We start from the raw sequence: 26,979 nt of genomic DNA, 5'->3' as shown, positions 1-26,979 counted from the left end.
TTATCGTTCTTCGCGAGCAAGCTTCGCTCCTACAGCAGCCGAACGCAGCCTTCGGCAGCTGCTACAGAGGTGTGTGCCGCGTCAGCCAGAGATAGATGAAAGCAGCCGTTGCAGCATGGCATCGCAGGCGGTGAGTTGTTCCAGGCTGACGAATTCGTCGGGCTTGTGGCCCTGGTCCATGCTGCCGGGGCCGCAGACGACGGTGGGAATGCCGGCGGCGTCGAACAGGCCGCCCTCGGTGCCGAACGCCACGGTGCCGAATTCGCGGGAGCCGGAGAATGCGGCGATCAGTTCAGCCGCTTCGCTCTGCTCATCGGTCGCCAACCCGGGATACGCCGACAACTCACTAAAGCGGATCTCGCTCTGTCCACTCACGACCCGCATGCGCGGCAAAACCTGCTGCTCGGCATAGGCTTTCAATTCCTGCGCCACTTCACTTGGATCGTGCGAGGGCAATGCGCGGATTTCGAAGTCGAAGCGGCAATCGGCGGGGACGATGTTCAGGGCTTTGCCGCCAGAGATGACGCCTGTTTGCACCGTGCTGAACGGCGGATCGAAACGTGCATCGTGATGCTCGGGCGCTTTGAGTCGGTTGCCGATCCGCCCCAGTTCACCGATCAGTTCGGCGGCATATTCAATCGCATTGACCCCGAGCGGGGCGTAGGCGGAGTGACACGCTTCACCGTGAACGTCGCAACGCATCGCCAGTTTGCCTTTATGGCCGAGTACCGGTTTGAGCTCGGTGGGCTCGCCGATGATGCAGAGCATCGGTTTGACCGGACGCTGTTCCAGCTCGGCCAGCAACGAGCGCACGCCGAGGCAGCCGACTTCTTCATCGTACGAAAGCGCAATGTGTACCGGCAGCCGCAGTGACGCGTTCACCAGGAAGGGCGCGAGGGCGAGCACGCAGGCGATGTAGCCTTTCATGTCCGCGGTGCCTCGACCGTACAGTTTTCCGTCGCGCTCGGTGAGTTCGAACGGCGCAACGGTCCACGCTTGGCCGTCGACGGGCACCACGTCGGTGTGCCCCGACAGCACAATGCCCGGCTTGTCTGCCGGGCCGATGGTGGCGAACAGATTGGCCTTGCTGCGCTGTTCGTTGTAGACCAGCTCGCAAGGCACATCGAAGCGCGCGAGGTAGTCGCGCACGAATTCGATGAGGTGCAGGTTTGATTCGCGGCTCGTGGTGTCGAACGCCACCAACGTCTTCAGCAAATCGCGGCTGGTGCTCATCGGTCGTCTCCAGCGACGCCGTAGCCTGGGGATTTGTCGGGGGCGAGTGCGCGGTCGATGTAGTCCTGAACCTGTGGTCGATAGGCGTCCCACAGTTTTTCCAACTGGCCGATCGGGTTTTCGTCAGCCCAGTCGACCCGCAGGTTGATGATCGGCCAGGTCAGTTCGCCGACCACCACCATCGCGGCCGAATGCACCGGTCCGGCTTCACCACCTGCCGCGATGGCGGCTTTCATTGCGGCGAGCAAACGGTCGGCCAGTTGACCTTCGCCGTGTTCGAACGCATCGACCATGGCTTCGATCACGGAGCGATCCGCGAGCATGTTGCCGGCCGCCACACATTGCTCGCCGGACACGGCGTTGTGGTTACCGAGGGTTTGCGCGCCGCTGAAGTGTGCGGTTTGGCCGAGGTGGTCAATCGCGATGATCTGCCGGTATTGGCTGTAGCCGTTGCGGGTCAGGACTTTGTCTAACGCATCAAAGGGGGCGAGGCCTTGCTCCATGAGGGCCAGGACTTCCGGGCCGAGGGATGGCAGGGTGATGTTTTGCGTCGAAACCGCGCCAACGCCCGGCAGCAACCACGGGCAGCGTGCGCCGACGGCGATGCTGGAGGAACTGATCGCGATGCCGAACTGACCTGTTTCGGGGCAACGGGCGGCGATGGAGAAGGTCATGGTTTTGCTCCTTGGTTAGCCTTGGCACATGAGGTGTCTGCTCTGGCGCCTTCGCGAGCAAGCTTCGCTCCTACAGGAGATCTCCATTTCATGGACGACCCCGATCACCTGTAGGAGCGAAGCTTGCTCGCGAAGGCCGCGACTCGGTTTACTCGGGAATCACCGCAATCACATCAATCTCCATCAACCACTGTGGCTGCCCCAATGCCGACACCACCAGCCCGGTCGAAATCGGAAACACACCCTTTAGCCACTTGCCCACTTCCTGATAAACCGGCTCGCGATAGCGCGGGTCAATCAGGTAAGTCGTGGTTTTAACGATGTGGCTAAGATCGCTGCCAGCCTCTTCCAGCAACTGCTTGACGTTGCGCATGGCTTGCTCGGCCTGGGCACGCGGGTCACCCAGCCCCACCAGATTACCCTCGAAATCAGTACCGACCTGACCCCGGACATAAACGGTGTTGCCCGCGCGAACGGCTTGGCACAGGTCGTTGTCCAGGCTCTGGTTCGGGTAGGTTTCCTTGGTGTTGAACATGCGAATACGGGTATGGGTTGGCGTGGACATTTGAAGCTCCTGAACGATGACTTAAGCGCTGACAGTGGTTTTGTGGGCGAGCGGAACGGTTTCAGCCTGACGCTGCGCCGCATCGTGGTAGTCGAGGTATGAACGCTGGATGGCGATGTGATCAGCCACGTACTTGGCGTCATGCCAAACACCCCAGATAAACGACGAGCCGCGACGGGACTGCCACGGCAGGCCGAGGAAATACACGCCGGGCTCACTCGACACGCCGCGCTGATGCTGCGGCTTGCCGTTGTCGTCGAAGGCATTGACCTTGAGCCAGCTGTAATCGGTGGCAAAACCGGTGGCCCAGATGATCGAAGTCACGCCCGCCTTTTCCAGGTCGAGTTGCAGAATCGGGTTTTTCACGCAGTCCGGGTCCGGGAAGGTACTGCGCGCTTCCGGTTCTTCCGGCAGGTCCAGGCCATTGCGTTCGATGTAGGCGTCGGCGGCATTGAGCAGTGCCAGGTAGTTCTCGTCGCCGCGCGCCAGGTTGTCGGCCAGGTTTGGCTGAAAGGTGGCCACGCCGCCGTTGAACGATTGGGTCAGGCCGACCAGCGTCATCCCGCGATGCGCCAGCCCACGGAAGTCTACCGTGCGACCGCCATGGGCTCCGCTCACGGCGATGGTGACGTGTTCACGGCCCGGCTTCATTACCACCTGATCCCATTCGCCGAGCACGCCCAGCCACCAGCAGAAATCACGGTTGCGATAGGCGCGAGGAGGGCGGTCGTGGGCGCCAACGGAGAGGTAAACCTTCTTCCCTGCACGCTGCAATTCATCGGCGATTTGCACGCCGGAGGAGCCTGCGCCGACAACCAGCACTGCGCCTTCGGGCAGTTGCGCCGGATTGCGGTAGTCGGCCGAGTGGATCTGCATGAAGGGTTGATCCTTCGGTGCAATCGGCGGGATAACCGGACGCTGGAAAGGCCCGGTGGCGGCCACCACGCGATTGGCCTCGATCACGCCTTCAGAGGTTTCGATGGTGAAGCCAGGGCGACCGATGTTGCGTTCCACCTTCAGCACATCCACGCCCGTGCGGATCGGGGCGTTGAATTTCCTGGCGTAGGCTTCGAAGTAATCGGCGACCCGTTCTTTCGGTGCAAAGCCGTCTGGGCTGAGATCGTCAAACTCAAGACCGGGAAACCGGTCGTGCCAGGCCGGGCCGTTCGCGACCAGCGAATCCCAGCGGCCGGTGCGCCAGCGCTCGGCAATACGGTTGCGCTCCAGCACCAGGTGCGGCACCCCCAGTTTGCTCAAGTGTTCACTCATGGCCACGCCAGCCTGACCGGCGCCAACAATCAGCGTATCTGTTTTTATTTTTTCAGTGGTCATCTCAATACCCTTCGAAGTTGGAGTTAGGTCGCTAACGGCCTGCCATTTCTTGGGCTCAAGACTAGGGATCACCCTGGTATCGGTAAAATATTATTAAGCTGGCATTTGAGTATAAATAACTGATGCAGAGCGTTTGATTCAGCGGGGCTGTAAACTGGCCGCACTTTTTATCACCTCAAGCAGGGGCTCCCCATGGCAAACCAAGACATCACTTTTACCCCCGATCCCGACGCCGATTCCATCTCCTCCGACGTCGCCGGTTTCGCCGGCATCCTGGTCTCCACCCAGATCCCGACCCGCGCCGACGGCAGCCTGGAACTGGGCGACATCACCCTGCAGAGCGAGTGCACGTTGCAGGCATTGAAGGTCGCGCTGGAACGCGCCGGCAGTTCCATGGACCGGGTCATGCACTTGACCATCTACCTCACCGACATGGCCGACCGCGCCGCGTTCAACGAGGTTTATAAGCGTTTCTTTGCCAAGCCATGGCCGGTTCGCGCAGCTGTCGGTGTGGCGGCTTTGGCGGTCGAAGGCATGCGCGTGGAAGTGACCGCGATGGCGGCCAAGGGCTGAGTTTGCGCGCTGATCCGACGACCCGGGCGGTGAGTGAGTGGATATCTGCGCGAAGGTGATTATGCTTTAAGAAACCTTGTGGTGATGCGAGGTCGTCAGCCTGTTTGCATGCGTTGCGCAATCCGTAATCCGATGACATCAGCCTAAGGGCCTGGGTGCGGTAATGCTGGTGAGGTGCTCCGGCCTACAACAAGAGCAAGACGGAGAAGCCCCATGGCCGCAATCGACAACACAAGCACGGGCAGCGCGCCCAACCGCGGGATCACCAGGGAGGAGCGCAAGGTCATTTTCGCCTCGTCCCTGGGCACCGTGTTCGAGTGGTACGACTTTTACCTTTACGGCTCCCTCGCCGCGATTATCGCGAAGCACTTCTTCGCTGGCGTCAACGAGACAACGTCCTTCATCTTTGCGCTGCTCGCATTCGCCGCGGGCTTCGCCGTACGCCCCTTCGGCGCCATAGTGTTCGGCCGACTGGGCGACATGATCGGACGCAAGTACACCTTTCTCATCACTATTGTGATCATGGGTATCTCCACCGCTGTAGTGGGTTTTCTACCCGGCTACGCGACCATCGGCGTGGCAGCGCCGATCATCCTGATCACCCTGCGCCTGTTGCAAGGCCTGGCACTGGGTGGTGAGTATGGTGGCGCGGCGACCTACGTGGCGGAACATGCGCCGAAAGGCAAGCGTGGCTACTTTACTTCGTGGATTCAAACCACCGCGACCCTCGGCCTGTTTCTTTCCCTGCTGGTGATCCTCGCCTGCCGAACCCTGCTCGGCTCCGAAGCCTTCGAGACCTGGGGCTGGCGGATTCCCTTCCTGTTGTCGATCTTGCTGCTGATCGTTTCGGTCTACATCCGCCTGCAGCTCAGCGAGTCGCCGGTGTTCGTGAAGATGAAGACTGAAGGCAGGGCCAGCAAGGCGCCGCTGACCGAATCCTTCGCTCGCTGGGACAACCTCAGGATCGTGATCATGGCCCTGCTCGGCGGTACCGCTGGCCAGGCTGTTGTGTGGTACACCGGGCAGTTCTATGCGCTGTTTTTTCTGCTGCAGACGCTGAAGATTGACCCGCAGACCGCCAACTTGCTGATTGCCGGCTCTCTACTGATCGGCACGCCGTTCTTCGTCATATTCGGCAGTCTGTCCGACCGTATCGGCCGTAAGGCGATCATCATGGCCGGCTGCATATTGGCGGCAGTTACCTACTTCCCGATCTTCCATGCGTTGACCCAATACGGTAACCCCGATGTGTTCATCGCGCAGGAGAAGAATCCCGTCACTGTAATTGCCGATGCCGGCCAGTGCTCGTTCCAGTTCGACCCGGTGGGCAAAGCCAAATTCACCAGCTCCTGCGACCTCGCCAAGACTTTGTTGGCCAAGAAGGCCATACCCTACAAGAACGAGAAGGCCGAGCCAGGCAGCGTCGCGCAGGTCCGCATCGGCGACAAGGTGATCCAGAGTTTCGAGGGCTCCAGTCTGCCAGCCGCCGACTTCAAGACCCGCAACGACGCCTTCACCGCCACCCTCGGCGCTACGCTCAAGGACGCCGGCTATCCCGAGAAAGCCGACCCGGCCAAGTCCAATTACCCGGTGGTACTGGCACTCCTGACCCTTTTGGTGATCTACGTGACCATGGTCTATGGTCCAATCGCGGCCTGGTTGGTGGAGCTCTTCCCGGCGCGTATCCGCTATACCTCGATGTCGCTGCCGTACCACATCGGTAATGGCTGGTTCGGCGGCTTTTTGCCGACGGTGGCGTTCGCCATGGTCGCGGCCACGGGGGATATTTACTACGGGTTGTGGTACCCGATCGTCATCGCTGTGATGACGGCCATTCTTGGCACGTTCTTCCTGCCGGAAACCAAGGATCGGGACATTGCCTAAATGGGGTATTCGCCCGTTCCCGGGGTGGTGAGGGCGATCCTTGGTGGAAACCGGTTACTTCGCCTTCCAGTGACCACCGCCGATGAGGCGCGGGGTTCAATTGAAGGGCCCAGTGGTATGCTCGCGGGCGCAGGCCCTCCCGCCAAAATGGGCGCCTCAGCCCAATTTTCAACAAGGACTGAACATGACATTGACTGTCGAAAATCTGGTCAGCATTGCAATGACCAATCCCATCAACGCTCAAATTACCGCACGCTTGCCTTCACTCGGTTTGAGCCAGTGCATGCTCACGGCGGGCTGCCTTTTCCAGGCGGTGTGGAATCATCAGTCGCAGCAGCCGCCCGATTGGGGTATCAAGGATTACGACGTTTTTTACTTCGATACTGATCTGTCCTGGGAGGCCGAGAATGAGGTGATCAACTCAGCTCGGCGCCTCTTCCAGGACCTGGACGTTAACGTTGAGGTCAAGAATCAGGCTCGCATCCACCTTTGGTATCCTCAGCGATTTGGCAGTGCTTACCCTCAGCTTCAGTCGACTAAAGACGGAGTTGATCGTTACCTTGTTGCGGGGACATGCATTGGGCTGGATGCTGAAACCGGTGAAGTTTATGCGCCCAATGGCCTGGCAGACATCGAGCAAGGCATTCTGCGGATCAACCCCAAAAATGCCCAACCTTGCTTGTTCGATCAAAAGGCGAAAAGTTATCAGGCTCGCTGGCCTTGGCTGAGGATCCTTTATCCAAAAGGAGACTGACTCATTTGATCCACGGAACGTAGACCGCATTACGAAATTCCGATGTGCCAAACTATAGGTTCGTTAACGTAAACGAGTGGCCTGAACATTGATCGAAAGACGCCAATTTAGCGGAGGCATGAAGGGGAAAAACCTTCGCTATCTGAACGAGAACCCCAATGAGCCTGTTCAAATGACACGGACAGGCTTTTTGCTGCTCGAACATTTTTCGCTGCCTGCGTTTACCCAGGCACTGGATACGATTGTCACCGCGAACCTGTTACGGCCCAGGTTGTTCTCTTCCCGAACGTTCGGCTTGCATGACGCAGAGGTGGTCAGCGACCTGGGGCTGATCATCCGGCCAGATGCCCGGATCGATTGTGCCGCGATTCAACACCTGGACCTGTTGGTGGTGTGTGGCGGCTACAGGACAGAGCTGAAGGCGACGGATGAGTTGATCGGTTTGCTGAGAAATGCGTCCGACCACGGCGTCACGCTGGCCGGCTTGTGGAATGGTGCATGGTTCCTGGGGAGTGCGGGCTTGCTGGATGGCTATCGTTGTGCGATTCACCCCGAACATCGTCCCGCACTCGCGGAAATTGCCAAGGCGGCACAGGTCACCAGTGAGCCCTACGTGATCGACCGAGACCGGCTCACGGCGTCCAGTCCATCAGGCGCATTCCACATGGCGCTGGACTGGATCAAAGGCTTGCACGACAAAGCCCTCGTCGAGGGGATCGAGGACATCCTGGCCTTCGAGGAGTCCCGCTACCGGCGGATAAAACCGACTGAAAATATCTGTGTCAGCGCGCCCCTGCGCGAGGTGGTGAAACTGATGCACGCCAACCTTGAAGAGCCTCTGGAGCTGGAGCAACTGGCGGTCTACGCCGGCCGTTCACGCCGACAACTCGAGCGTTTGTTCAAGGAGCAACTGGGTACGACACCGCAACGCTATTACATGGAACTGCGGATTACCGAGGCGCGGCGACTGCTTCAGCACACCGAACTGTCCCAGGTGGATGTGCTGGTGGCGTGCGGCTTTGTGTCGCCGAGTCATTTCAGTAAGTGCTACAGCTCGTACTTTGGCTACCGGCCGTCCAAGGAAACGCGGCTCGTCAAATAGCCGTTCCTGTTGTGTCCAGGTTACCCAGAAGCCACTCGATAAAGCATCGCGCCAACGGATTGTGTTCACTGTCGCGATGGGTCAGCAAGGCCCAGTTCGGGCCACGAATGGTGTCCTCCACCAACGGTTGCAACAGTCCGCTGGCACGCGCTGGCTGACTTAGCAACTGGCTGACCAGTGCGATGCCGAGCCCCGCGCATGCAGCGTCCAGCAGCAGGCCGGGATCGGAAAAGTTCAGGCCCTGATCCTTCTGGCCGACGTCGATGCCAGCCTCCACAGCCCAGTGACTCCAGTCCATTTCCCGTTCGCCGTGAAGGGTGGTGCGCTGTTCGACGGGCGTTGCCAGCACATCCGGGTGACACGCCGGGTAAAGGCGGTCTGCGTGCAGCACCTTGAAGCTGCACTCAGCCTGGGAGCTGATGTCGTCGCGCACCGCGAGGTCGATGGTCTGGGTGGTCATGTCCGGGACTTCATCGGTGCTGAAAATCCACAAATCAACTTCCGGATGCTGACGGCGAAAATCGCCAAGGCGTGGCAGCAGCCAGTGCCGGGCGAACGTCGGCGTGGTGTTGAGCACCAGTTGATTGGGTTTCTGGTATTGCCCGAGACGGCGTATGCCCACGGCCAGTTGCTGCAATAGCGCCTGGGTGGTGCTGAGCAAATCGTGGCCGGCATCAGTCAGGCTGACACTGCGTCCACTGCGAAAAAACAACGGCTGTTCAAGGTACGCCTCAAGGCTGCGGATTTGCTGGCTGATGGCTGACTGGGTCAGGTGCAACTCGTCGGCGGCCTTGTGAAAACTGCCCAGTCGTGCGGCCGCTTCAAAGCCGCGCAGGGTGCTGAGCGGGGGCCAGTGCTTGAGCATATTGATAAGTTCCTCTAATCACTTTTCTACTAAATCCATCGTTTGTTGGCCTATTTTTATAGCCGTAGCATGCATGACGAGACCGCCAAGGCAGTTTTCATTGAACACAATAGCTTAACTAAAGGGCTTTTTATCATGCCGCATGTCATGCAGCAAAACGAACGACAAAACAGTGGCTGGTGGATGCCGGCAGAGTGGGTAAAACACGCCGCGACCTGGATGGTCTGGCCGCACAACCAGGCCCTTTGGGAGTCGGGTTGGCACGTGACATTGCCGCTGGTGCAGGCCGATTTCGCACGGGTGGCCAACGCCATTGCCCGTTTCGAACCAGTGAAAATGGTGGTCGACCCGTCTGCTGTCGCGAGTGCCAGGGCCCTGTGCGGGTCCAACATCGAACTGATCGAGTTGGCGGTCAACGACAGTTGGTGCCGTGACTCCGGCCCGAGCTTCATCTGCCACCCGCAACAGGGGCTGGCCGGAGTGAGCTGGCGCTTCAACGCGTGGGGCGAGAAGTCGGCGCACGACCTGGACGAAAGCCTGGCGCGCCGCGCACTCAATCACCTCGGTGTGCAATGTTTTGGCACACCGTTGAGTAACGAGGGCGGCGCGATTCATGTCGACGGCGAGGGCACGCTGATCACCACGGAATCGGTATTGCTCAATGCCAATCGCAACCCGGGCATGAGCAAGGCGGAGATGGAAGACATCTTCACGCGTCTGCTGGGTGTAAAAAAAACCATCTGGCTACCGGGCGATCCAGACCACGTGACCGGCGACATGACGGACGGCCATGTCGATGGCGTCTGCGCGTTCGCACGCCCCGGCGTATTGCTGGTCGACGCGACCCACGACAAGCAGTCGGTGTATGCCGAAGTGGTCCGGGAGAACCGCCGTGCGCTGGAACTGGCTACCGATGCCCAAGGGCGCACGTTCGAGCTGATCGCGCTGTATGAAGCCACGGATGCCGTGGACACCGACGCTGAAGTGTTCTGTGCCTCGTACACCAACTTCTACATCGCCAACGACGCGATCATCATGCCGGCGTATGGCATTGAGGCCGATCAGGCGGCTGCCGAGGTGCTGAGTCAGGCGTTCCCGGGGCGAGAAGTGGTGCCGGTCCGAATCAATCATCTGGCCCATGGCGGCGGCGGGGTGCATTGCATCACCCAGCAACAGCCCGTCTGGCGAGTAGAGGGCTGATGCCATGACTTTGTTGACGATTGCCACTACCCAGATGCCTTGCACGTGGCACCTGCCACATAACCTCGATCAGGCCGAACAGTTGGTGCGTGAGGCGGCGGCCAAGGGCGCCCAAATCATCCTGTTGCAAGAGCTGTTTGCCACACCGTATTTCTGCATCGAGCAAAGCCATAAGCACTTGGCGCTGGCCGAAGAATACCGAGACAGCCATGTACTCAAGCGCTTCGCGGCATTGGCCAAAGAGTTGGGCGTGGTGCTGCCGCTGAGCTGGTTCGAGAAGGCCGGCAATGCTTACTTCAATTCCTTGAGCGTGGCGGATGCCGACGGGCGCCTGCTGGGTGTGTACCGCAAGACCCATATCCCCAACGCCATCGGTTATCAGGAGAAAGAATACTTCAGCCCTGGTGATACCGGGTTCCGTGTGTGGGACACGGCTTTCGGGCGCATCGGTGTGGGGATCTGCTGGGATCAGTGGTTCCCCGAAACCGCCCGTTGCCTGGCATTGATGGGCGCCGAAGTCTTGCTGTTTCCCACGGCCATCGGCTCTGAGCCTGGCTGCACAACGCTGGATTCCCGTGACCACTGGCAGATGACCATGCGCGGTCATGCCGCCGCGAACATTCTGCCGGTGGTGGCCGCCAATCGCGTCGGCCCAGAGACCGCGACCCTCGATCCAAACTTGCAGATGAACTTCTACGGCTCGTCGTTTATCTGCAACCACAAGGGGAAGTTGCTCGCCGAGGCGGACCGAGACAGTACCGGCGTGCTGGTTCATAGCCTGGACTTGAACGCGATTCGCGAAGAGCGCCTGAGCTGGGGTATCTACCGCGACCGTCGCCCGGAGATGTATGGGGCGCTGTTAAGTCAGGACGGTCGTCACCTTCACTCACGCTGGGCTACCCAAGGAGTTTGATATGCGTATTGCCAACAGAGTGTTGCTCGGTGCCCTGGCACTGGCCTGTGCCTTGCCATCGCTGCACGCCGAAGAGAAAACCCTCAGGCTGTACAACTGGGCCGACTATTTCGCCGAAGACACGTTGGCCAGATTCACCGCCGAAACCGGGATCAAGGTGATCTACGACGTGATGGATGGCAGTGAAACACTGGAAGCCAAAATGCTGGCCGGCGGCAGTGGGTATGATCTGATCTTCCCCGGCGACACCGTTGCCGAGCGCTTGATGCGCGCCGGCAGCCTGCTGCCGCTGGACCGCTCAAAACTTACCGCCATGGGGGACATCGAGCCTGGTTTGCAGAAGCTGCGCAAACAGTATGAACATTCGAGCCAGGCCACCGTCCCCTACACCTGGGGCACCATCGGCATGACCTACAATACCGAACAGATCAAACAGCGTCTGCCGGATGCCCCCGTCAATAGCTTGGACATGCTGTTCAAGCCGGAACTGGCTGCCAAATTTGCCGACTGCGGCATCTCGATGATCGATTCCCCGGATGAAGTGCTGGCGGTGGTGCTCAATTACCTGGGGCGCGAACCCCGTAGCGCCAAGCCTGAGGACCTGGCCGCAGCGAGTGAGCTGCTGTTGAAACTGCGGCCGTACATTCGCAAGTTCCAGTCGCAGCCAGTGACCGATCTGGTGAATGGCAACCTGTGCATGTCACTCGGTTACAGCGGCGACATGACCCAGGCGCAACGGACATCGGATAGCGCAGGCAAGAAAACCACGTTCCAGTACCGCATTCCCCGAGAAGGCACCACGGTGTGGATGGACACCATGGCGATTCCGGTCGACGCCAAACATCCGGAATATGCCTATGCGTTCATCAACTTCGTCATGCGGCCGGAGAATATGGCCGCCATCAGTAACTTCACCGGCTACCCGACCTCGAATGCCAAGGCGCGTCCGGGCGTGGATGCGAGCATGCGCAACAACCCGGACATCTACCTCGATGAGGCCACGTATGCACGATTGATTCCGGGCAAGGACATTCCCCAGTCGGATATGCGGGCGCGCATGCGAACCTGGACCAAGTTCAAGACGGCGACAGCAAAATGACTTCAATTGCGCGCAAGAGCTCGTTCAAAGACGACAGCCCTGACTTCGCTGCTGGCTACATCAATACCTTCGTGATCAATGGGGCGGACATTACGCCGACACCAGCCGTTGGCTTAGTTCAGTTTTAACAAGCGAGCGGCGCAGTCGGCGGTTGTCTCTGGCCCCGTGTTGAAGGCAATGACTGCGTCGGGCGCGCCTTTATGCACGGCGTTAATAACCACTTCGAACAGGGGCAAGCTCTTTGGCGGAAGGCGAATACCTGCCCCGATGACGACGCAGTTGTAGGACTTTCTGGCTAACTGTTTTTCCAGCAAGGGACCGGCGGTTTTGTCGGGCGGGACCAGACAAAGGTCAGCCTGCCATCCCCGTTCCGCCATGGATGCCATGGCAATCGCTATGCCTGCTTGTATCTTTTCGACCGTCAAGCCTGGGGGTAAGGCCGGGTCGGAGAAATCCACGGTTTCCAGCGTCTGCCCGATGAACAATACCTGTGTCATGTGACTTCACTCCGCTGTTGGAAATGCCTTTTACTGGTATTCAATGCGAGCCTGGCCGGGTTTTTGATGTCGAGCGCAAAGCGTAGTGGAGGGGGTTGGATGGTTCGGTTTCCGCTGGTCGGCTCTGCCCTTGAGGCTTGTGTGTCGCTGTGATTAATGATAAGTGGCTGTTTTAAAACAAAAAATATTTTGCGTAGGGCTTCCCGTACGACGCGAAAGTTGATAAATTTCCGCGCAAGTTACAGGGGCGTCGCCAAGCGGTAAGGCAGCAGGTTTTGATCCTGCCATGCGTTGGTTCGAATCCAGCCGCCCCTGCCATTTCCTGCCGGTGGGTAACAGCCCCACCACTTGCATCACGCCCAATCGGTGGCTGTGCTCTCCAGCAAAAATACCCTCCACACGATCGAATACCTTGAGCCGTACCCTGCTGCGCGCTCAACGCCGCGCCGAGCGCCGTGCTACCCCGGCCACACTGACTGGCGTGAGCGGACGCCCGACAACCGCTTCGGCAGGTGAAATCACGCTGTGCACGCCTGGGATCGACAGGGTTTCGCCGAGTTCAAGCGCACCGATCAGGACGAACCCGAACACCAGCAAACCACCCGTTTTCATCAAGAGGTTCATTTGAGTTTTCCTCGTACAAAGTTCTTCGGCAGGTCGTCTGCGTTGGGAAGGTCTTTGAGCTCGATTTTTTTGGCATTCGTCGAGTTGTTGAACGCGAAGTCGTCAGCGGTCACTTCATCGCCGCTTTTCCAGTCCCGCAACTGAATGCTGTACTGCGGCCAACCGGTCACCTGTTTAGACGTGATGACATAGCGGCAAGGGTAAGGGCGGTCGCCTTGGGCGATCCAGATTTCCCAGTCGACGTCCTTGGTTCGAAAGGCCAGGTGATCGCATTCCACGCCGCCGATCACACCACTGCCCAAATCCTTGATGTCGTTCACACCGTCCATCAGTTCTGCTTGAGGATTGGACATCAACAGGTCTGCGCCGGGTAACGGTCGGTTAAACTTATTCCTTAGCTGATCAATCAAATGATCAAGCGTTCCAGGTACCTCAACCTGCGTGTAAGCGTTAGCGTTTTTGCCGAACAGGGTCAGGGTCTTGCCATCGAACAGCATCTCGACGTCGGCAAATCCACCCGAACGGTTATTGCGGATTTTGTCTGGCCGATTGATGACCAACGTGCCGGATGCGGCCAGTGTGAGTTTCTGATTTTGTTTGGTGACGACGTCAAAGTCAGTGTCGTAGTTAAACGATATGTTTTTTTGCGCTGCCATATAGTCAGACATGTTCTTGAACAGACTTTTGGCAGCGGCCTCATCGGCGTGTGCGGCGATCGGACTACTCAATCCGACAACTAATGCCAACCCCGCGCCCGCGAGGCGAGCGGCAGTGAATTCACTCAGCTTTCTGGCGATTTTTTCCATTGAAGTTCACCACTGCAAGAATGCTGGAGGACCAGCGAGAACTTATAACGCTAGTCCCATCACCCGCATTTCGCCGCTTATTGAATGACCACTCATCTGGCCTGTGAATAATCGCTTCCGTTAACAACAAGGTTCATCAGATGGCCCATGGGCTCGGCCGCAACGGACTCTTTTCCTTTGTAGCGCCTTTTACAAAAAGCTGCGCCACTTGCTGCGCGCCAAGCACCTGGGCCTTGATGGTGGCCTACCCCCTTGCTGAAGCGATGGCGGGCTTCAATCATTTCCTCTTTACCGCCGTCGCCATTGGCCTGGTGGCGCTGCTGGAACTGGTCAAGCTCGCCTGAGTAAGTCGTGCGACCACCGGCAAACATCTGCCGGTGGTCAGACCCATCGCATCAAGCCAGTATCGACAACAAACCGCCCTGACGGTCGAGCTTGGCCAAGTCGTCAAAACCTCCGATATGCGTATCACCGACGAAAATTTGCGGGACGCTGCGCCGACCGCTTCGGTTGAGCATTTCCTGAAATTTTCCGGGGTCGGATTGAACGTTTATTTCCACCGTGTTGATCCCTTTGCTGGCCAGCAGCGCCTTGGCGTTATGGCAGTAAGGGCAGGTGTCAGTGGTGTAAAGCGTGACCGTGTTCATGGCCTGTACTCCAAAAGTTGACGAGGTGTTCACGCATCGATTGCAGGGAAATCGATCTCGGTCAGGGCGACGTTGTTCAGGTAATTGGTCAGGGTTTGCGAGGCCACGTGGGCGATGACCTCAATGATCTTGGCGTCGTCAATGCCGGCGGTGCGGGCAGCTTCGAGCTGCTCGCTCTTCAGATGGCCGCGGCTTTCGGTGATTTGTCGGGCGAGCACGGAAAATGCGTTGAGCTGGCCATCCCGGGCACTAAGGATCTCTTGCGCAGAGAGCCCGGCCTTGCCGGCAAACAGTGTGTGTGCGGCCAGGCAGTAGTCGCAGCCGTTGACCTGTGAGGTGGCGAGAAAGATTGCTTCCTTCTCTTTGGCGCTCAAGGACGTTGCGCCCAAGGCCACTGAATGTTGCAAATAGGCCGTTAGCACAGCCGGGGCACGGGCCAGGGTCTTGAATACATTCGGCAAAAAGCCGATTTTTTTCTGCATGCCCTCCAGCAGTGGGCGGGTGGCGTCGGTGCTCTGTTCGAGACTCAGTGTGGTGATACGGCTCATGGTCATTCTCCGTAGATTGATGCGCAAAATGCGCGGGGTACGGGGTCCATGCTAGTGGCCGAAGCTGGTCTTTCGGGTGCAAATCGTCGAGGATATGCAACAGATCGTCCAGCTATCCGCTTGGGAGTCGCTTTATGGATCGCTTGTCCACCTTGCTCACGCATTTCAGTGTCAGTGCCGGCACCTTTCACAGCGGGGCGTTTTGCGGCACCACCGGCTTCGATGGCGATCAAGCTAGCGGGCATCTGCATTTGCTTCAGGCCGGTGAGTTGGGCCTCAAACTGGCCGATGAGCGAGAGATTCGGCTCAGCAAGCCGACGTTGATGTTTTTCCCCCGGCCTTACCGTCATCGTTTGTTCGCCTCTGAAACCTTCGAGACTCAGCTGGTGTGTGCGTCGCTGACCTTCGATGGCGGGGTGGGTAATGCACTGGCGGCGGCGTTGCCTGATTACCTGGTGCTGGAACTCGATGAAATACCGTCGATGGCCGGCACACTGGAGTGGCTGTTCAACGAAGCGTTCGGCGGCATTTGCGGTCGTGAAGCGATGATGGACCGGCTGTTCGAATTGTTGGTGATTCAGTTGCTGCGGCACATTCTGACCAACCGTGATCAGAGCCCAGGGATGATGGCTGGCCTGGCCGATCCGCGACTGGCGCGGCCCTTGAGTCTCATGCACGACGAGCCCGGCAAAGCCTGGACGGTGGCTGAGTTGTCGGCAGCGGCCAACATGTCTCGCGCCAGCTTTGCCGAGCACTTTCGTCGGGTGGTGGGGCAAACTCCCGTCGATTATCTGGTGAGCTGGCGGATCAGCCTGGCGCAGAAACGCCTGCGCGAAGGCAAGCCCATAGCCTTGATCGCTGATGAGGTCGGTTACGAAAGTCCCTCGGCGCTGGCTCGGGCTTTTCGGCGTAAAACAGGTGCCAGTCCGCGGGAATGGACCCATAGCTCACGAAAAGGTCCGGGTGTTTAGGGCTAGTGATGTTATCTGGCGAAAGGTTTTGGACGTGGGACATATCCATTTTTTTGGTAACGGCCGTTACCAAAAAAACGGATATACACCCCACCACGTCTGTTAGCGCGGCGCCGTCCCCGCCACGAGGGCGTGTTGCTCAAGCGGCTGCTCCTTAGTGAATCAGCTGTGGACTAACGCGATCGCAAACGAGACCACGATCATGCACGCAAACGCAAAATTGAGATTCATGAAGTTCCCCCCCGAGATATCAAAAGTGCAACCATCTTGAACAGGTCGGAAAAAAATAAAAAATTCGGCTTCATGATTTAAAGGATCAAGAAAATTGATGACAACCGGACACTCACTGCGTGCCAAACATCGCCGTCCAGTAAATCCCCGCATCACTCTTCGGATCCACCGCATACGCTGCCCCAAATTCCCGGAACTGCGGGTTCATCAGGTTGGCGCAGTGCCCCGGACCGTTCAGCCAACCATTGACCACCTTGGCAACGGTGTCTTGTCCGGCGGCGATGTTCTCGCCGAGCTGCTGGCCGATGTAACCCGCCAATTCAGCCCGGTCACCCGGTGTACGACCCTCGCGGTCCTTGTGATCGAAGAAGTTATTGTTGGCCATGGCCCGTGAATGGCCCTCCGCTGCGGTGGCCAGCATGGCGTTCCAGGCCAGCGGCGTGGTCGCGGCGAAGGATTGTGTGCCGCACTGACGGGGTTGGCTGCGGGCGATATTGAGTGCTGCCAGCAGCTTTTGCCCTTCAGCCTGCGTGTCGCCCAGACGTGCGCTCAACAACGGACGCGCCAGCACAATGCGCCACTCACGCCCATCCCGACTGACCCCGATATCGACGAATTGCGGGTTCAGCACCACTTGGCAAAAACTTTCCTGAATCGCCTTCATCGCCGCCGGCGCATCTTGCGGCCCGGACAGGCGGATCGCCTGCACGTTGACCATCGGATACCCCGCGCTCGCCATGGCCTGACGCAGATCGCTAACACTGGTGGCGGACAGCACCAGACGTGGATCGCCCACCAGCGGTGGCAACTCTCCCGCCGGCTGACCTGCGCAACGCTGCACCTGGCTGCGGTAGAGGTTGATCGAGTCAATCAATTGCATATCGTCGGCCGCCAGTGCTTGGCCGGCGAATAACAGCGCCAATGACAACGCGGCAAAACGTGTAATGGATGAAATCAAACGCATGGAAATTCCCCTTGGGCTGACTGCGCCCATGATGCGCGATATCCCCCCCGCGAGCGCAATGCCTTTTCGCGCCGAAATACAGTTTATTCGCTGTCTGTTGGAATGAACTCTGGCTACTACAATCAAGCCAGATCGCCATAAGATGCGCTACAGCGTCGACATTTAGAGGTTCAAACGCAGTTCACTCAGAAGGGTCGATCATGCGATTTATCTGGACAGTAACCTGCCTTGCATTAACCCTTCTCACCGGTCACGTGATGGCGGATAACGAGGAACAAAAAAAAGAAGTGGCTGTAGACAAAGCCCAGGTCCTGGAGCAGAAAGCCGCGGAGAAAGGCAGCGACGTGCCGGTGCCCAAGGCCGAAACCATCACAACCTCCGAAGTGCAGGCAGTCGATCCGGCAGGAAAAGCGCCTATGGACGAGGCAATCACCTGCCTGGCTCGTTCCATTTACTGGGAAGCCAAAGGTGGGGAATCGGCAGACATGGAAGCCGTCGCCAGCGTGGTCATGAACCGACTGGGTCATGAGGGCTTTCCGGATACGGTGTGCGGCGTGGTCAAGCAAGGCTCCGAGAAAAAGAGCTGCCAGTTTTCGTGGTGGTGTGACGGGCGTTCCGATCAAGCCCAGGAAGAATCCCAATACGTGATTGCCAAGGAAATCGCCCGCAAAGCGCTCAACAAACAACTGAACGACCGAACCCATGGCGCCATGTATTTCCATGACCGCCATGTGAAACCCGATTGGGCCAAGGAATACATCAAGACTACCGAGACCCGCAAATTTCTCTTTTATAAGCCGCATGAGGGGGCGGCGAAGTAGGCGTCTGTATTTCGCGAACACTTCGGATAGCCAGCGGCACAGTAGACGAACCGATCTACAGCATTGCCTTGCAGATGTAAGCGCCGCCCACAAAAAAAAAGGCACCCTCATCGTTTGATGAAGGTGCCTTTGGCGTTGGCGCCGGCCCTACATTTCCATGCCCAAAAAGATCAGCGTATTGCCATGGGCTTCAGCCGCTGCGCGTTGGTTGTAGCTGTCGCGATGCGAGCAGTTGAAGCCATGCTCGGCTTCCGGATAGACGACAATTTCGACGTTATCGTTGGTGTCGAAACGCTCGGCGATTTTCTCCACGGCTTCCAATGAAATGTGGCTGTCCTGTTCACCGAAGTGCATCAGCAGCGGCACTTCGATTTCATCGGCCCGATCCAGATGATTCTGGATCCCGCCACCGTAATAGGCGATCGCCACGTCCACCAGCCCATTGGCGGCAGTAAGGTAGGAGAGCAAGCCGCCAAAGCAATAACCAATGGATGCGATCCCGCCGTCCAGACCCGGATGAGCTTTCAGGGCGTCGATGGCCAGTCCGATGTCGAACTGCGCTTTTTTGATGTCGGTGGCATTCATCAGCTCGACCGCACGTTTCCAGCCGGCTTCGTCGTAGCCCAGTTCGATGCGGTGGCCGTTGCGCCAGAACAGGTCTGGTGCGATCACCAGATAGCCGTCGGCGGCGTATTGCTCGGCGACGGAGCGGATGTGCTCGTTGACGCCGAAGATCTCCTGGATCAATACGATCCCCGGGCCTTTTTGGGTATGAGGAATCGCCAGGTAAGCGCCGAATTTACCTTCTGCGCTGTCGATCTCGATCCATTGGGTGGTCACGGCCATGGTGGCTCCTGTCTACGCAAGTGAGGTGGGGATGAAGCTTGCCACAGTAACATTTCAACGATTGTTACGGTGCCAGAAGAATTGCGCCAGCAGCGTATCCAGGCTCAGCTTGCCGGCCCCCGAGAGCAATAATGGCATCAGGCTGGCGAGGTAGATCAGCGGCAGTTTGAAGTTGCCGTGGCCCTTGTTGCTGATGGCGTAACCCTGGGCAAGCTCACTCAATGTAGACCAATCGGCCGGCCAGTGAACGGCAGCCGTTGCAACAACGGTGACCACGATCAGAACAATGGCCGATATTCGCGTGCCAAAACCCACCAGAATGGCGAGGGCGCAAATCAACTCAGCCCACATTGACAGTTCCCAGTTCAGCGTCGCCGACACATGGTCGAACGGAAACGGAAAGCGGTCCTGGATGTCGGCGAACCAGTTTTCACCGTTCCACTTTTCCAGACCTGACTCGAAGAACTCCCAGGCGATGAACAACCGCAAGGTCAGGGGGGCGAGCCAGCTACCGGCACGGTCGAGGTTCAGGTGCAGGCCTTTCACGGCCGACGAGATTGCGGTGTTCATGGGCCAGGTCTCCGTGCAGTCAGGAATGCGGGGCAAACGGCGTGCCCCGGCCGAGGGTCAGGGAAGAAGTCGAGAACTTGAACATGGTGATATTCCGTCGCATTGAGTGAGTTGAGCGTGTTGATCGGCTTGGCCAATCGACAGGCACATTTCATCAAGCGGGTGTATCTGCGATGTGTCTTTGGTGCGGGGTTTTATAGGGGCGGTGTGTCAAAGGCGGGGCTGTACACACTTTGATACGTCCAGCGCCAATCAATGGTAGGAGCGAGCTTGCTCGCGATAGCGGACCGGCAGTCAATGTTAACAGTGACTGGCAAGGCCTCATCGTCGGAATGCAGCCCGGAGCAAGCTCACTCCTACATGGGATTGAATTGGCGCAAGGCGGGTTACGCCAAGGGCGAGCCGTTGATGATGGCTATTACGCGGCTTCAACCGCTTTACTGTAAACGGCACAGGTATTCGGGTACTCAGCCAACGGCTTGAAACTGCGACTGTTGGCGTCCAGCGCCTCGACCGAACCGGTTTCGATGTCGTAGACCCAGCCATACAGGTTCAGCAGGCCCTTTTCCTGAGCCAGTCGCACACTAGGGTGGGTCTGGATGTTGGCCAGTTGGGCGATCACATTTTCCCGGACCATCGAGCTCACTTTTGCCGCGTCATTGGCGTGAGTACGGGACTCATTGATGACTTTCGCCGACTCTGTGTGTTGCAACCAGCCGCTGACGGCGGGCAGGTGATCCATGCATTTGCACTGGGCGACTGCGGTCATGGCACCGCAGTCCGAATGGCCGCAAATCACGATGTCGGTGACGCCCAGTACCGCGACCGCATACTCGACGGTGGCCGATACACCGCCTGGATGCGGGCTGTAGGACGGCACGATATTGCCGGCGTTGCGGATCACAAACAGTTCACCGGGTTCTTGCTGGGTCAGCAGTTCCGGCACGACACGGCTGTCGGAACAGGTGATGAACAGCGTGCCGGGGTGTTGCGTGGTGGCGAGGTGTTTGAACAGGTCGGTGCGTTGTGGGAAGGCTTCCTTCTGAAACTTCAAAAAACCGTCGATGAGCGCTTTCATGGTGGCTTCCTCATGCATGAATCGGGTGATTTTCCGTAGCAGCTGCCGAGCCCGCGAGGCTGCGTCCGGCTGCGTCCGGCTGCGAAGCAGTCGCCAAGGTCTGCGAGGACTTCGTCCTCGGACGCAGCCTCGCGGGCTCGGCAGCTGCTACAAGGTTTCGTGGGGTGAAAATTCGTTGCGGCCGGTATCTGCTTAGAAAGGACGCAGTGGCAGGAACTTGCCGTCGAGGGTGATCACGGCGCGGGAGCCGCCTTCCGGGTCTTCGACTTTCTTCATGTCGAGCTTGAAGTTGATCGCGCTGATGATGCCGTCGCCGAATTGTTCATGAACCAGGGCTTTGAGGGTGGTGCCGTAGATCTGGATCATCTCGTAGAAACGGTAGATGGTCGGGTCGGTCGGGACACTCGAGAGGCTGCCGCGCAGCGGAATGATCTGCAGACGGGCCACGGCGTCGGCGTCCAGGTCGAGTTTCTCGCCAATCACTTTGGCGGCGCTTTCCGGCAAGGGGTGCTGACCTAGCAGGGCCGCAGTGACGTAGGCCAGACCCAGGCCGGTGCCGTCGGTCAGGTCCTGCCAGGACAGGTTTTTGCGCGCCTTGGCATCGAGGATCGACGTGGTCAGGGCCAGGCTTGGGTCGTTGTAAGCGTGGGACTGTTGCATGGGGGGGCTCCTATCGGGTGGGTACGCTTGGGTGTGGAGCAAATCTTCTGCCGGTTGATCCATAGCGTCCAAGACCGATATACAATGCAGCGCATAAGTACTGCCTATGGATGATGACTCCATGCTGCTCCGACATCTGCGCTATTTGCTGGCGGTCGCCGACCACGGCGGTTTCACCCGCGCCGCCGAGGCGCTGCACGTCTCCCAGCCGACCTTGTCCCAACAGATCCGGCAACTGGAAGACACCTTGGGCGTCAACCTGTTCGACCGAACCTCGCGCACGGTCAAGCCCACCGATGCCGGTGAGGCCTACATCGAGTGCGCCCGACGGGTGTTGGTGGAACTGGCCGCCGGCAAGCGCGCGCTGCATGACGTGAAGGACTTGTCCCGGGGTTCTTTGCGGCTGGCGATGACGCCGACATTCATGGCGTACCTGGTGGGCCCGTTGGTACGCGATTACGTGGCGCGGTTTCCGAACATCCATCTGCAGATTTTCGAGTTGTCGATGGACGACATCGAGGCCAGGTTGGCGAATGACTCACTGGACATCGCCATCGCGTTTTCCCAGGTGCGCAGTGCCGATATCGAATCGATCCCGGCGTTTACCGAGACGTTGGGGGTGATGGTCGGGCGCGATCATCCGCTCTATGAAAGCAACAGCGGGTTGTCCGCCGAGGACCTGGCGCAGTTGGAGTTTGCGTTGCTGGCCCGGGACTTCGTTACCCGCACCCGCATCGATGAGTATTTTGCCCAGGCGCAGATCACGCCGAAGGTGGTGATTGAGGTCAACTCGGTGAATACCTTGCTGGAAATTATCCGGCACACGGCCATCGCCACTATTCTTCCGGAAGCCATCGCCACCCAGGACCGCGCGTTGCGCAAAATTCCGCTGTTGGGGGAGGCGCCCAAGCGCGGCGCCGCTCTGCTGCGACGCAAAAACAACTATCACAGCGCAGCATCGCTGGCCTTCATGGACCTGGTGCTGAGAGCGAAATCAGTCATCCACTGACAGGCACGGGGTATTGGGTGTCTTGCCAATGGGGGTCACGGTCACCGTGTCTTCATCGTCGAGGACGATCGACAGCGTGAGGCCCTGTCCTTTGGCCTCGAAGTGGTGATTGTCGATGGCTTTGCTCTCGGCTTCTTTGCCGTTGATCAATACCGGCCCGTCCTGATCCGCGTGGACGGGGATTTTTCCGGGGCAGTCGACATCGAAAGCAGGCATGTCGGGTGTACTGTTTGCGTAGGCAACATTCACAACTGTCAACAACAGCAAGGACATCAGGGTATTGTTCATCGTTAGCCTCCAATGGTCGGTGGATAGACTTAACGATAGCTATGTTTGATGAGCACGAGAAAAACAAAAAGGCCCCGCTCGATGTGACGAGCGGGGCCTTTCTATTGTTGGGAAGGGATTAAACCCATTGAGCAATCAGTAGAACCGGTCAATCACCCGAACTTCGTTGTGGTTCTGCATCGATGCCCACGCCTGTTTCAGCGTTTGCAGAACTTTACCGATGAAATCCTTGTCGGCTGCGGCTTTCTTGCCGACATAGCCCTGGCCGCGACGGTACATCTTCAGTCGGGCGAGCAGGTGCTGGTTGTTCTTGTCGAACTCCGCTTCATGGGCGTGAGGCGACAGGCAGTCGATATGAACCTGGCCCGACTTGCTGATCCACAGAATATGGCTGTCATGGCTGTCTTTTTTTGCAGCGAACATACGAGCCAGTTCATCGATAGTAGGTTGATTGTTCAGATTCATAATAATGCCCCTTGACCATTTGGTGATCTTTCAAAGTTGATTCGCTAATACAAGTAGCCCATCGGTTAGTTGATCCCTGGCACCGAAACCAGGACGTCAGCGTTCGGCCGCCAAATTGGCGAGGTCCCGCGTCTGTTGCATGTAGTCTTGTTGAGTAGCTGCTACGCAATAGCGTCACAACGAAGAGAAGCAGCGAAAACCTGGAGGCCACTGCCGACCTTTTCAGGGTCGGCCACAAGCTTCATGAGGATTGATCGCCAGCGTTTCTCGTCCTTGTACTGGACGTTCGGGCCAGGTCAGCTTCTTCAATCTGCCTTGTGGGCAGCGTGTATCCGGGGAAAACAGCTCGGCGGTCAGACGAGCTTGCTCAAACATGTTGCTGTACTCCCGATCGGGGAGATGTCTGCATCATGCAAGGGCAAATCGGAGGCGTCAACGGTTTTGTAGTGAATATTTTCAGTCACTACATATTGTCCGACAAAGCCGTTTGGAATTAGAAAAGGACGGGGAAGCGTTGCTCAGGCCAAAGGGGCCGGAGCCTGGAAGCGGTAGAAGGTACACGGATAACCGTCCACCTTACGCTGATGCAGAGAGCACTCGATACCGACCAGCTCGGACATGACCCGGGCCCAGAACCGCCGCGCAGGCAGGTTCGCATCGATGTGGAAAATTTGCCACTGACCGGGGATGCGGCTCAAGAGGGTAGACACGACAAACTTCCCGACACCTTGGCCACGAAAGCGTCGAGTGACAAACAGGTAGCCGATGTTGTGTTCGGCACCGTCCAGGTGGGTGTCGTCATCCACGGTCACAAAGCCGGCGAGCTCGCCATCGACGCGGATCAGAAAAGGCTGGGTCGCGGGGTGGCGCCAGTAACCGGGTTTGGGCTGGACCTTGAAAAAACCATGTTCAGCCAGTTTCAGCGGCAACCACTCGCTTAAGTCGTACACATAGAACTGCATCAGGTTTTCAATCGTTTCCCACTCGTCGCGCTGGGCGGCGTGCAGTGCTATCGAAGGCATGCTGACGGGCTCCTGTTCAAGCGGGATTACTCGCCAGCCACTAAAAATCCATCAGGATTTGTGATCGCTGTTGGTTTCCGTGCGGGCCATCTGGTAAATGTGATTAACCATCGCGAAGAAGATGCCAGTGGATAAACCGCACATGAGGATTCCGGTCAAGCCCTCGATCGGCGCGAGCAACCGCCATGGTTTCGCCATCACCACCTCTCCGTAACCAATCGTCGCGTAAGTCACGCCGGAGAAGTAGAAAGCCGTTTCGAGATCGGGCTGACACTTTTGCCACAGATAAAACGCTGCCCAGATCGAAATTTCTACCAGGTGGAGCAAGAGCAGGTAACAGGCCACCCAGGCCAACCGCCAGCTAATGGCCCAGAGGGTCGTTGGATGCGTCCTTGCCCAGCGATCCAGAGCCCTGAGCATCAGCGCAATACCCATGGCATGTACGAACACCGTACTGGCCGCCAGCCCCCAAGTGAAAAGGATGTTTGAATACATCGGTGTTCCTCAAGGCGTTCAGCCCGATGTGGCCCCTGGATGACCTCGAGGCCATCCACTACTGCGGTAGTTTCAGCACATCGATCCAGGCCCCGGCAGTTGCAGCAAGGGCTGTCACTTCACTCTAGTTGATTGACGAGCAGGCAACCAGGCCGCGCGAAAGTCGTCCGCAGTCTGCTGTGTGTAATGCCTCATGGAATTTCAAAATGGCTGAAAAAGCTTCGGATTAAAATGAAACATTACGTGTTGCTAGCGGGTTTTGCTGCGCGTTTGATGCCGGTCGACGGCTTGCGTTTGGCCGGTTTTCGTTTGTTCTTCCAAGGTGTCGCACCGCGCCCGGCAGGGCTGGCCGGCCCACTGATGGTCAGGCTCAGGCCGGCGCAACGGGCGACTTGCTTGCTCATCCACGCGGCCTGCTTGGTGACGAATTCTTCCAGGCTCATTTCACCGCTCTGCACCATGTCCAGGGCCTGCTCCCAGATCGCCGTGGTCCCGGGATCGGCGATGGCGCGCGGCACGGCATCGATCAGGCTGAAAGCTGCTGGCGTCGCGGCCAGGGCCTTGCCGTTCTTGATCAGGTAACCGCGGTCGAGCAAACCCTGAATGATCGAGGCTCGGGTCGCCTCGGTGCCGATGCCGGTGGTGTCCTTGAGCTTTTGCTTGAGGAGTGGATCTTCCACCAGTTTGGCAACGTTCTTCATCGCCTTGATCAGGTCGCCTTCGGTGAACGGTTTCGGCGGTTGCGTCCACAGGTCCTTGAGTTTCACGTCGACCACCGCACAGTCGCGGCCCTCGGCCAAGGCCGGCAGTGTTTGCGGCGCCGGCGCTTCGCGGCCCTTTGCCGGGGCAAGGGCCTCGGGCAGGGCACGTTTCCAGCCGGGCTCAACGATCTGTTTGCCCACCGCGCGCAGGGCTTCACCTGCACAATCGAAGTCGGCCTGGGTCCGGTCGTATTCATGATTGGGCAGAAACTGCGCCAGATAACGCGCGCGGATCAGGGTGTAGACCGCGCGCTGCTTGCCCGCCAGTCGCTCAAGGTTTTTCGCCGCCGCCGTGGGGATGATGCCGTGGTGCGCGCTGACCTTGGCGTCGTTCCAGGCCCGCGAGCGTCGCTGCGGCTCCAGGTGATCGTTCAAGGCATTCAGCGTCGGGTCGGCCTGGCGCAGCGCCGCCAGAATACTGGGCGCTTCGCTGTGCTGACTCACGGGCAGGTAGCCACAATCGCTGCGGGGATAGGTGATGACTTTGTGGGTTTCGTAGAGTGCCTGGGCAATATCGAGGGTTTCTTGCGCGCCGAGGCCGAGCTTCTTCGAGCAGACTTCCTGCAACGTGCCCAGATCGAACGGCAGCGGCGCCACTTCACGCATGCGCTCGGTGCGCACTTTGATCACCCGGGCAGTCGCCGCGCTGCCTATTGCCGCAGCGGCTTGTTGGGCAAGCGCCTGATTGAGGCAGCGATCCTGGTCGTCGCAAACCTCGGACGCCGCACGCCACTGGGCGGTGAACGCGGTGCCGTCGTGCCGCAATTGCACGTCGATGGCCCAGTAAGCCACCGGCACGAAATCGGCGATGCTGCGGTCGCGATCCACCACCAGGCGCAAGGTGGGGGTTTGTACCCGGCCGACCGGCAATACGCCTTGATAGCCTGACTGACGCCCTAGCAGTGTGAACAGCCGGCTCATGTTCATCCCGATCAGCCAGTCGGCCCGGGAACGCCCCAGCGCCGAATGATAAAGACTGAAGGTTTCGGCCCCGGGCTTGAGCGCCGCCAGGGCTTTGCGGATGGAGGCATCGTCCAGCGCCGAGAGCCACAGACGCTGGATCGGCCCGCGATACCGGCAATGCTCCACCAGCTCCCGGGCGATCATCTCGCCTTCACGGTCGGCGTCGGTGGCGATCACCAGCTCATCGGCTTCGCCCAGCAGCCGTTTGACGGCCTTGTACTGGCTGGCCGTGCGCGGTTTGACGGTCATCTTCCACTTTTCTGGAATGATTGGCAGATCCGCCAGTACCCAGCGCTTGTAACGTGCGTCATAGGCATCCGGTGGCGCGGTTTCCAGCAGGTGGCCGATGCACCAGGTCACCGTGACGTCCGTTCCCAACCAGCAGCCGTCGCCACGACGCCTGGCGCCGAGCACCGCCGCAATGTCTTTGGCCTGGGAAGGTTTTTCACAGAGATACAGCCGCATAACCACCATCGCTCATGAACAGTCGAGAGGCGGACAGAATGGCGGCTGATGAAC

At 58.6% G+C, this 26,979-nt stretch carries 31 protein-coding genes and 1 tRNA gene; 12 read left to right on the top strand and 20 right to left on the bottom strand.

Annotation, left to right across the window (positions count from 1 at the left end):
• Positions 1–81: 81 nt before the first annotated feature.
• From argE to ACM6IR_RS17055, 4 genes are all read right to left on the bottom strand, one after another.
• Positions 82–1,233: an acetylornithine deacetylase gene (gene argE / locus ACM6IR_RS17070; protein ID WP_414908789.1), complete on the bottom strand. Its 1,152-nt coding sequence runs from the start codon at positions 1,231–1,233 to the stop codon at positions 82–84.
• Positions 1,230–1,907: a DUF1028 domain-containing protein gene (locus tag ACM6IR_RS17065; protein WP_414908788.1), complete on the bottom strand. Its 678-nt coding sequence runs from the start codon at positions 1,905–1,907 to the stop codon at positions 1,230–1,232. The genes argE and ACM6IR_RS17065 overlap by 4 nt, the downstream gene beginning before the upstream one ends.
• 148 nt (positions 1,908–2,055) lie before the next feature.
• Positions 2,056–2,472 (bottom strand): RidA family protein, encoded by a 417-nt coding sequence (locus ACM6IR_RS17060; protein WP_046027689.1) that lies wholly within the window; start codon positions 2,470–2,472, stop codon positions 2,056–2,058.
• A 21-nt stretch (positions 2,473–2,493) separates the two neighbouring features.
• A complete protein-coding gene (locus tag ACM6IR_RS17055; protein WP_414908787.1) occupies positions 2,494–3,804 on the bottom strand; it encodes a flavin-containing monooxygenase in 1,311 nt (436 codons plus the stop codon).
• Between the two features lie 192 nt (positions 3,805–3,996).
• Here ACM6IR_RS17055 and ACM6IR_RS17050 point away from each other — a divergent pair, with 192 nt between their 5' ends.
• From ACM6IR_RS17050 to ACM6IR_RS17035, 4 genes are all read left to right on the top strand, one after another.
• Positions 3,997–4,377, top strand: coding sequence for a RidA family protein (locus ACM6IR_RS17050; RefSeq protein WP_414908786.1), 381 nt, complete (start codon positions 3,997–3,999; stop codon positions 4,375–4,377).
• Between the two features lie 213 nt (positions 4,378–4,590).
• A complete protein-coding gene (locus tag ACM6IR_RS17045; protein WP_414908785.1) occupies positions 4,591–6,261 on the top strand; it encodes an MFS transporter in 1,671 nt (556 codons plus the stop codon).
• 184 nt (positions 6,262–6,445) lie between these two features.
• Positions 6,446–7,015, top strand: a complete 570-nt coding sequence (locus ACM6IR_RS17040) for a nucleotidyltransferase family protein (protein WP_414908784.1) — start codon at positions 6,446–6,448, stop codon at positions 7,013–7,015.
• Between the two features lie 118 nt (positions 7,016–7,133).
• Positions 7,134–8,117 carry a GlxA family transcriptional regulator gene (locus ACM6IR_RS17035; RefSeq protein ID WP_414908783.1) on the top strand — a complete coding sequence of 328 codons (984 nt, stop codon included), beginning with the start codon at positions 7,134–7,136 and terminating at the stop codon, positions 8,115–8,117.
• Here ACM6IR_RS17035 and ACM6IR_RS17030 read toward each other — a convergent pair.
• Positions 8,110–8,982 carry a LysR substrate-binding domain-containing protein gene (locus ACM6IR_RS17030; RefSeq protein ID WP_414908782.1) on the bottom strand — a complete coding sequence of 291 codons (873 nt, stop codon included), beginning with the start codon at positions 8,980–8,982 and terminating at the stop codon, positions 8,110–8,112. The genes ACM6IR_RS17035 and ACM6IR_RS17030 overlap by 8 nt on opposite strands.
• A gap of 147 nt (positions 8,983–9,129) precedes the next feature.
• Here ACM6IR_RS17030 and ACM6IR_RS17025 point away from each other — a divergent pair, with 147 nt between their 5' ends.
• Genes ACM6IR_RS17025 through ACM6IR_RS17015 form a run of 3 tightly spaced genes read left to right on the top strand, consistent with a single transcriptional unit; the run spans position 9,130 to position 12,194 of the window.
• Positions 9,130–10,182, top strand: a complete 1,053-nt coding sequence (locus ACM6IR_RS17025) for an agmatine deiminase family protein (RefSeq protein WP_414908790.1) — start codon at positions 9,130–9,132, stop codon at positions 10,180–10,182.
• Between the two features lie 4 nt (positions 10,183–10,186).
• Positions 10,187–11,095 carry an N-carbamoylputrescine amidase gene (gene aguB, locus ACM6IR_RS17020; RefSeq protein ID WP_414908781.1) on the top strand — a complete coding sequence of 303 codons (909 nt, stop codon included), beginning with the start codon at positions 10,187–10,189 and terminating at the stop codon, positions 11,093–11,095.
• Position 11,096: 1 nt separating this feature from the next.
• Positions 11,097–12,194 (top strand): extracellular solute-binding protein, encoded by a 1,098-nt coding sequence (locus ACM6IR_RS17015; protein ID WP_414908780.1) that lies wholly within the window; start codon positions 11,097–11,099, stop codon positions 12,192–12,194.
• A 113-nt stretch (positions 12,195–12,307) separates the two neighbouring features.
• Here ACM6IR_RS17015 and ACM6IR_RS17010 read toward each other — a convergent pair whose 3' ends face one another.
• Complete coding sequence (locus ACM6IR_RS17010; RefSeq protein ID WP_414908779.1) at positions 12,308–12,691, bottom strand: hypothetical protein; 384 nt, start codon at positions 12,689–12,691, stop codon at positions 12,308–12,310.
• A gap of 243 nt (positions 12,692–12,934) precedes the next feature.
• Between ACM6IR_RS17010 and ACM6IR_RS17005 the strand changes: the two genes are divergently transcribed.
• Positions 12,935–13,009 (top strand) — tRNA-Gln (locus tag ACM6IR_RS17005).
• 117 nt (positions 13,010–13,126) lie between these two features.
• Here ACM6IR_RS17005 and ACM6IR_RS17000 read toward each other — a convergent pair.
• Both ACM6IR_RS17000 and ACM6IR_RS16995 read right to left on the bottom strand, forming a co-directional pair.
• The gene (locus tag ACM6IR_RS17000) at positions 13,127–13,315 is read right to left on the bottom strand and encodes a hypothetical protein (protein ID WP_414908778.1); all 189 of its coding nucleotides are present in this window, start codon (positions 13,313–13,315) and stop codon (positions 13,127–13,129) included.
• Positions 13,312–14,121 carry a DUF2092 domain-containing protein gene (locus ACM6IR_RS16995; protein ID WP_414908777.1) on the bottom strand — a complete coding sequence of 270 codons (810 nt, stop codon included), beginning with the start codon at positions 14,119–14,121 and terminating at the stop codon, positions 13,312–13,314. Before ACM6IR_RS16995 ends, ACM6IR_RS17000 begins: the two co-directional genes overlap by 4 nt.
• 140 nt (positions 14,122–14,261) lie before the next feature.
• Between ACM6IR_RS16995 and ACM6IR_RS16990 the strand changes: the two genes are divergently transcribed.
• Positions 14,262–14,465 (top strand): hypothetical protein, encoded by a 204-nt coding sequence (locus ACM6IR_RS16990; protein WP_414908776.1) that lies wholly within the window; start codon positions 14,262–14,264, stop codon positions 14,463–14,465.
• 51 nt (positions 14,466–14,516) lie between these two features.
• On the opposite strand, the gene grxC is transcribed toward ACM6IR_RS16990, so the two are convergent.
• Positions 14,517–14,768 carry a glutaredoxin 3 gene (gene grxC / locus ACM6IR_RS16985; protein WP_414908775.1) on the bottom strand — a complete coding sequence of 84 codons (252 nt, stop codon included), beginning with the start codon at positions 14,766–14,768 and terminating at the stop codon, positions 14,517–14,519.
• Positions 14,769–14,797: 29 nt separating this feature from the next.
• A complete protein-coding gene (locus tag ACM6IR_RS16980; protein ID WP_414908774.1) occupies positions 14,798–15,316 on the bottom strand; it encodes a carboxymuconolactone decarboxylase family protein in 519 nt (172 codons plus the stop codon).
• A 134-nt stretch (positions 15,317–15,450) separates the two neighbouring features.
• On the opposite strand from ACM6IR_RS16980, the gene ACM6IR_RS16975 reads away from it, so the two are divergent.
• Positions 15,451–16,287: a cupin domain-containing protein gene (locus ACM6IR_RS16975; protein WP_414908773.1), complete on the top strand. Its 837-nt coding sequence runs from the start codon at positions 15,451–15,453 to the stop codon at positions 16,285–16,287.
• A 343-nt stretch (positions 16,288–16,630) separates the two neighbouring features.
• Here ACM6IR_RS16975 and ACM6IR_RS16970 read toward each other — a convergent pair whose 3' ends face one another.
• Entirely contained in the window at positions 16,631–17,482 is an 852-nt protein-coding gene (locus ACM6IR_RS16970) for a CAP domain-containing protein (RefSeq protein WP_414908772.1), read from the bottom strand.
• 200 nt (positions 17,483–17,682) lie between these two features.
• Between ACM6IR_RS16970 and ACM6IR_RS16965 the strand changes: the two genes are divergently transcribed.
• Complete coding sequence (locus ACM6IR_RS16965; protein ID WP_414908771.1) at positions 17,683–18,303, top strand: cell wall hydrolase; 621 nt, start codon at positions 17,683–17,685, stop codon at positions 18,301–18,303.
• A 147-nt stretch (positions 18,304–18,450) separates the two neighbouring features.
• On the opposite strand, the gene ACM6IR_RS16960 is transcribed toward ACM6IR_RS16965, so the two are convergent.
• The 4 genes from ACM6IR_RS16960 to cynS all read right to left on the bottom strand — a co-directional run bounded on the left by ACM6IR_RS16960 (position 18,451) and on the right by cynS (position 21,457).
• Complete coding sequence (locus ACM6IR_RS16960; protein ID WP_414908770.1) at positions 18,451–19,149, bottom strand: dienelactone hydrolase family protein; 699 nt, start codon at positions 19,147–19,149, stop codon at positions 18,451–18,453.
• 54 nt (positions 19,150–19,203) lie between these two features.
• Positions 19,204–19,719 carry a DoxX family protein gene (locus ACM6IR_RS16955; protein ID WP_414908769.1) on the bottom strand — a complete coding sequence of 172 codons (516 nt, stop codon included), beginning with the start codon at positions 19,717–19,719 and terminating at the stop codon, positions 19,204–19,206.
• Positions 19,720–20,137: 418 nt separating this feature from the next.
• Positions 20,138–20,797 carry a carbonic anhydrase gene (locus tag ACM6IR_RS16950; RefSeq protein ID WP_414908768.1) on the bottom strand — a complete coding sequence of 220 codons (660 nt, stop codon included), beginning with the start codon at positions 20,795–20,797 and terminating at the stop codon, positions 20,138–20,140.
• Between the two features lie 192 nt (positions 20,798–20,989).
• Positions 20,990–21,457, bottom strand: a complete 468-nt coding sequence (cynS, locus tag ACM6IR_RS16945) for a cyanase (RefSeq protein ID WP_414908767.1) — start codon at positions 21,455–21,457, stop codon at positions 20,990–20,992.
• Between the two features lie 121 nt (positions 21,458–21,578).
• On the opposite strand from cynS, the gene cynR reads away from it, so the two are divergent.
• Positions 21,579–22,466, top strand: coding sequence for a transcriptional regulator CynR (gene cynR, locus ACM6IR_RS16940; protein WP_414908766.1), 888 nt, complete (start codon positions 21,579–21,581; stop codon positions 22,464–22,466).
• On the opposite strand, the gene ACM6IR_RS16935 is transcribed toward cynR, so the two are convergent.
• From ACM6IR_RS16935 to ACM6IR_RS16915, 5 genes are all read right to left on the bottom strand, one after another.
• Positions 22,452–22,754, bottom strand: coding sequence for a hypothetical protein (locus ACM6IR_RS16935; RefSeq protein ID WP_414908765.1), 303 nt, complete (start codon positions 22,752–22,754; stop codon positions 22,452–22,454). The genes cynR and ACM6IR_RS16935 overlap by 15 nt on opposite strands.
• A 135-nt stretch (positions 22,755–22,889) precedes the next feature.
• Positions 22,890–23,219 (bottom strand): hypothetical protein, encoded by a 330-nt coding sequence (locus ACM6IR_RS16930; protein WP_414908764.1) that lies wholly within the window; start codon positions 23,217–23,219, stop codon positions 22,890–22,892.
• A gap of 518 nt (positions 23,220–23,737) precedes the next feature.
• The gene (locus ACM6IR_RS16925; protein ID WP_414908763.1) at positions 23,738–24,241 is read right to left on the bottom strand and encodes a GNAT family N-acetyltransferase; all 504 of its coding nucleotides are present in this window, start codon (positions 24,239–24,241) and stop codon (positions 23,738–23,740) included.
• Between the two features lie 51 nt (positions 24,242–24,292).
• The gene (locus ACM6IR_RS16920; protein WP_414908762.1) at positions 24,293–24,736 is read right to left on the bottom strand and encodes a potassium channel family protein; all 444 of its coding nucleotides are present in this window, start codon (positions 24,734–24,736) and stop codon (positions 24,293–24,295) included.
• Between the two features lie 239 nt (positions 24,737–24,975).
• Positions 24,976–26,925 (bottom strand): DNA topoisomerase III, encoded by a 1,950-nt coding sequence (locus tag ACM6IR_RS16915; RefSeq protein WP_414908761.1) that lies wholly within the window; start codon positions 26,923–26,925, stop codon positions 24,976–24,978.
• Between the last annotated feature and the right edge of the window lie 54 nt (positions 26,926–26,979).

The organism is Pseudomonas sp. IT-P253, from assembly GCF_949768125.1.
Classification (GTDB): Bacteria; Pseudomonadota; Gammaproteobacteria; order Pseudomonadales; family Pseudomonadaceae; genus Aquipseudomonas.
This window is presented reverse-complemented; position numbering and strand designations above follow the sequence as displayed.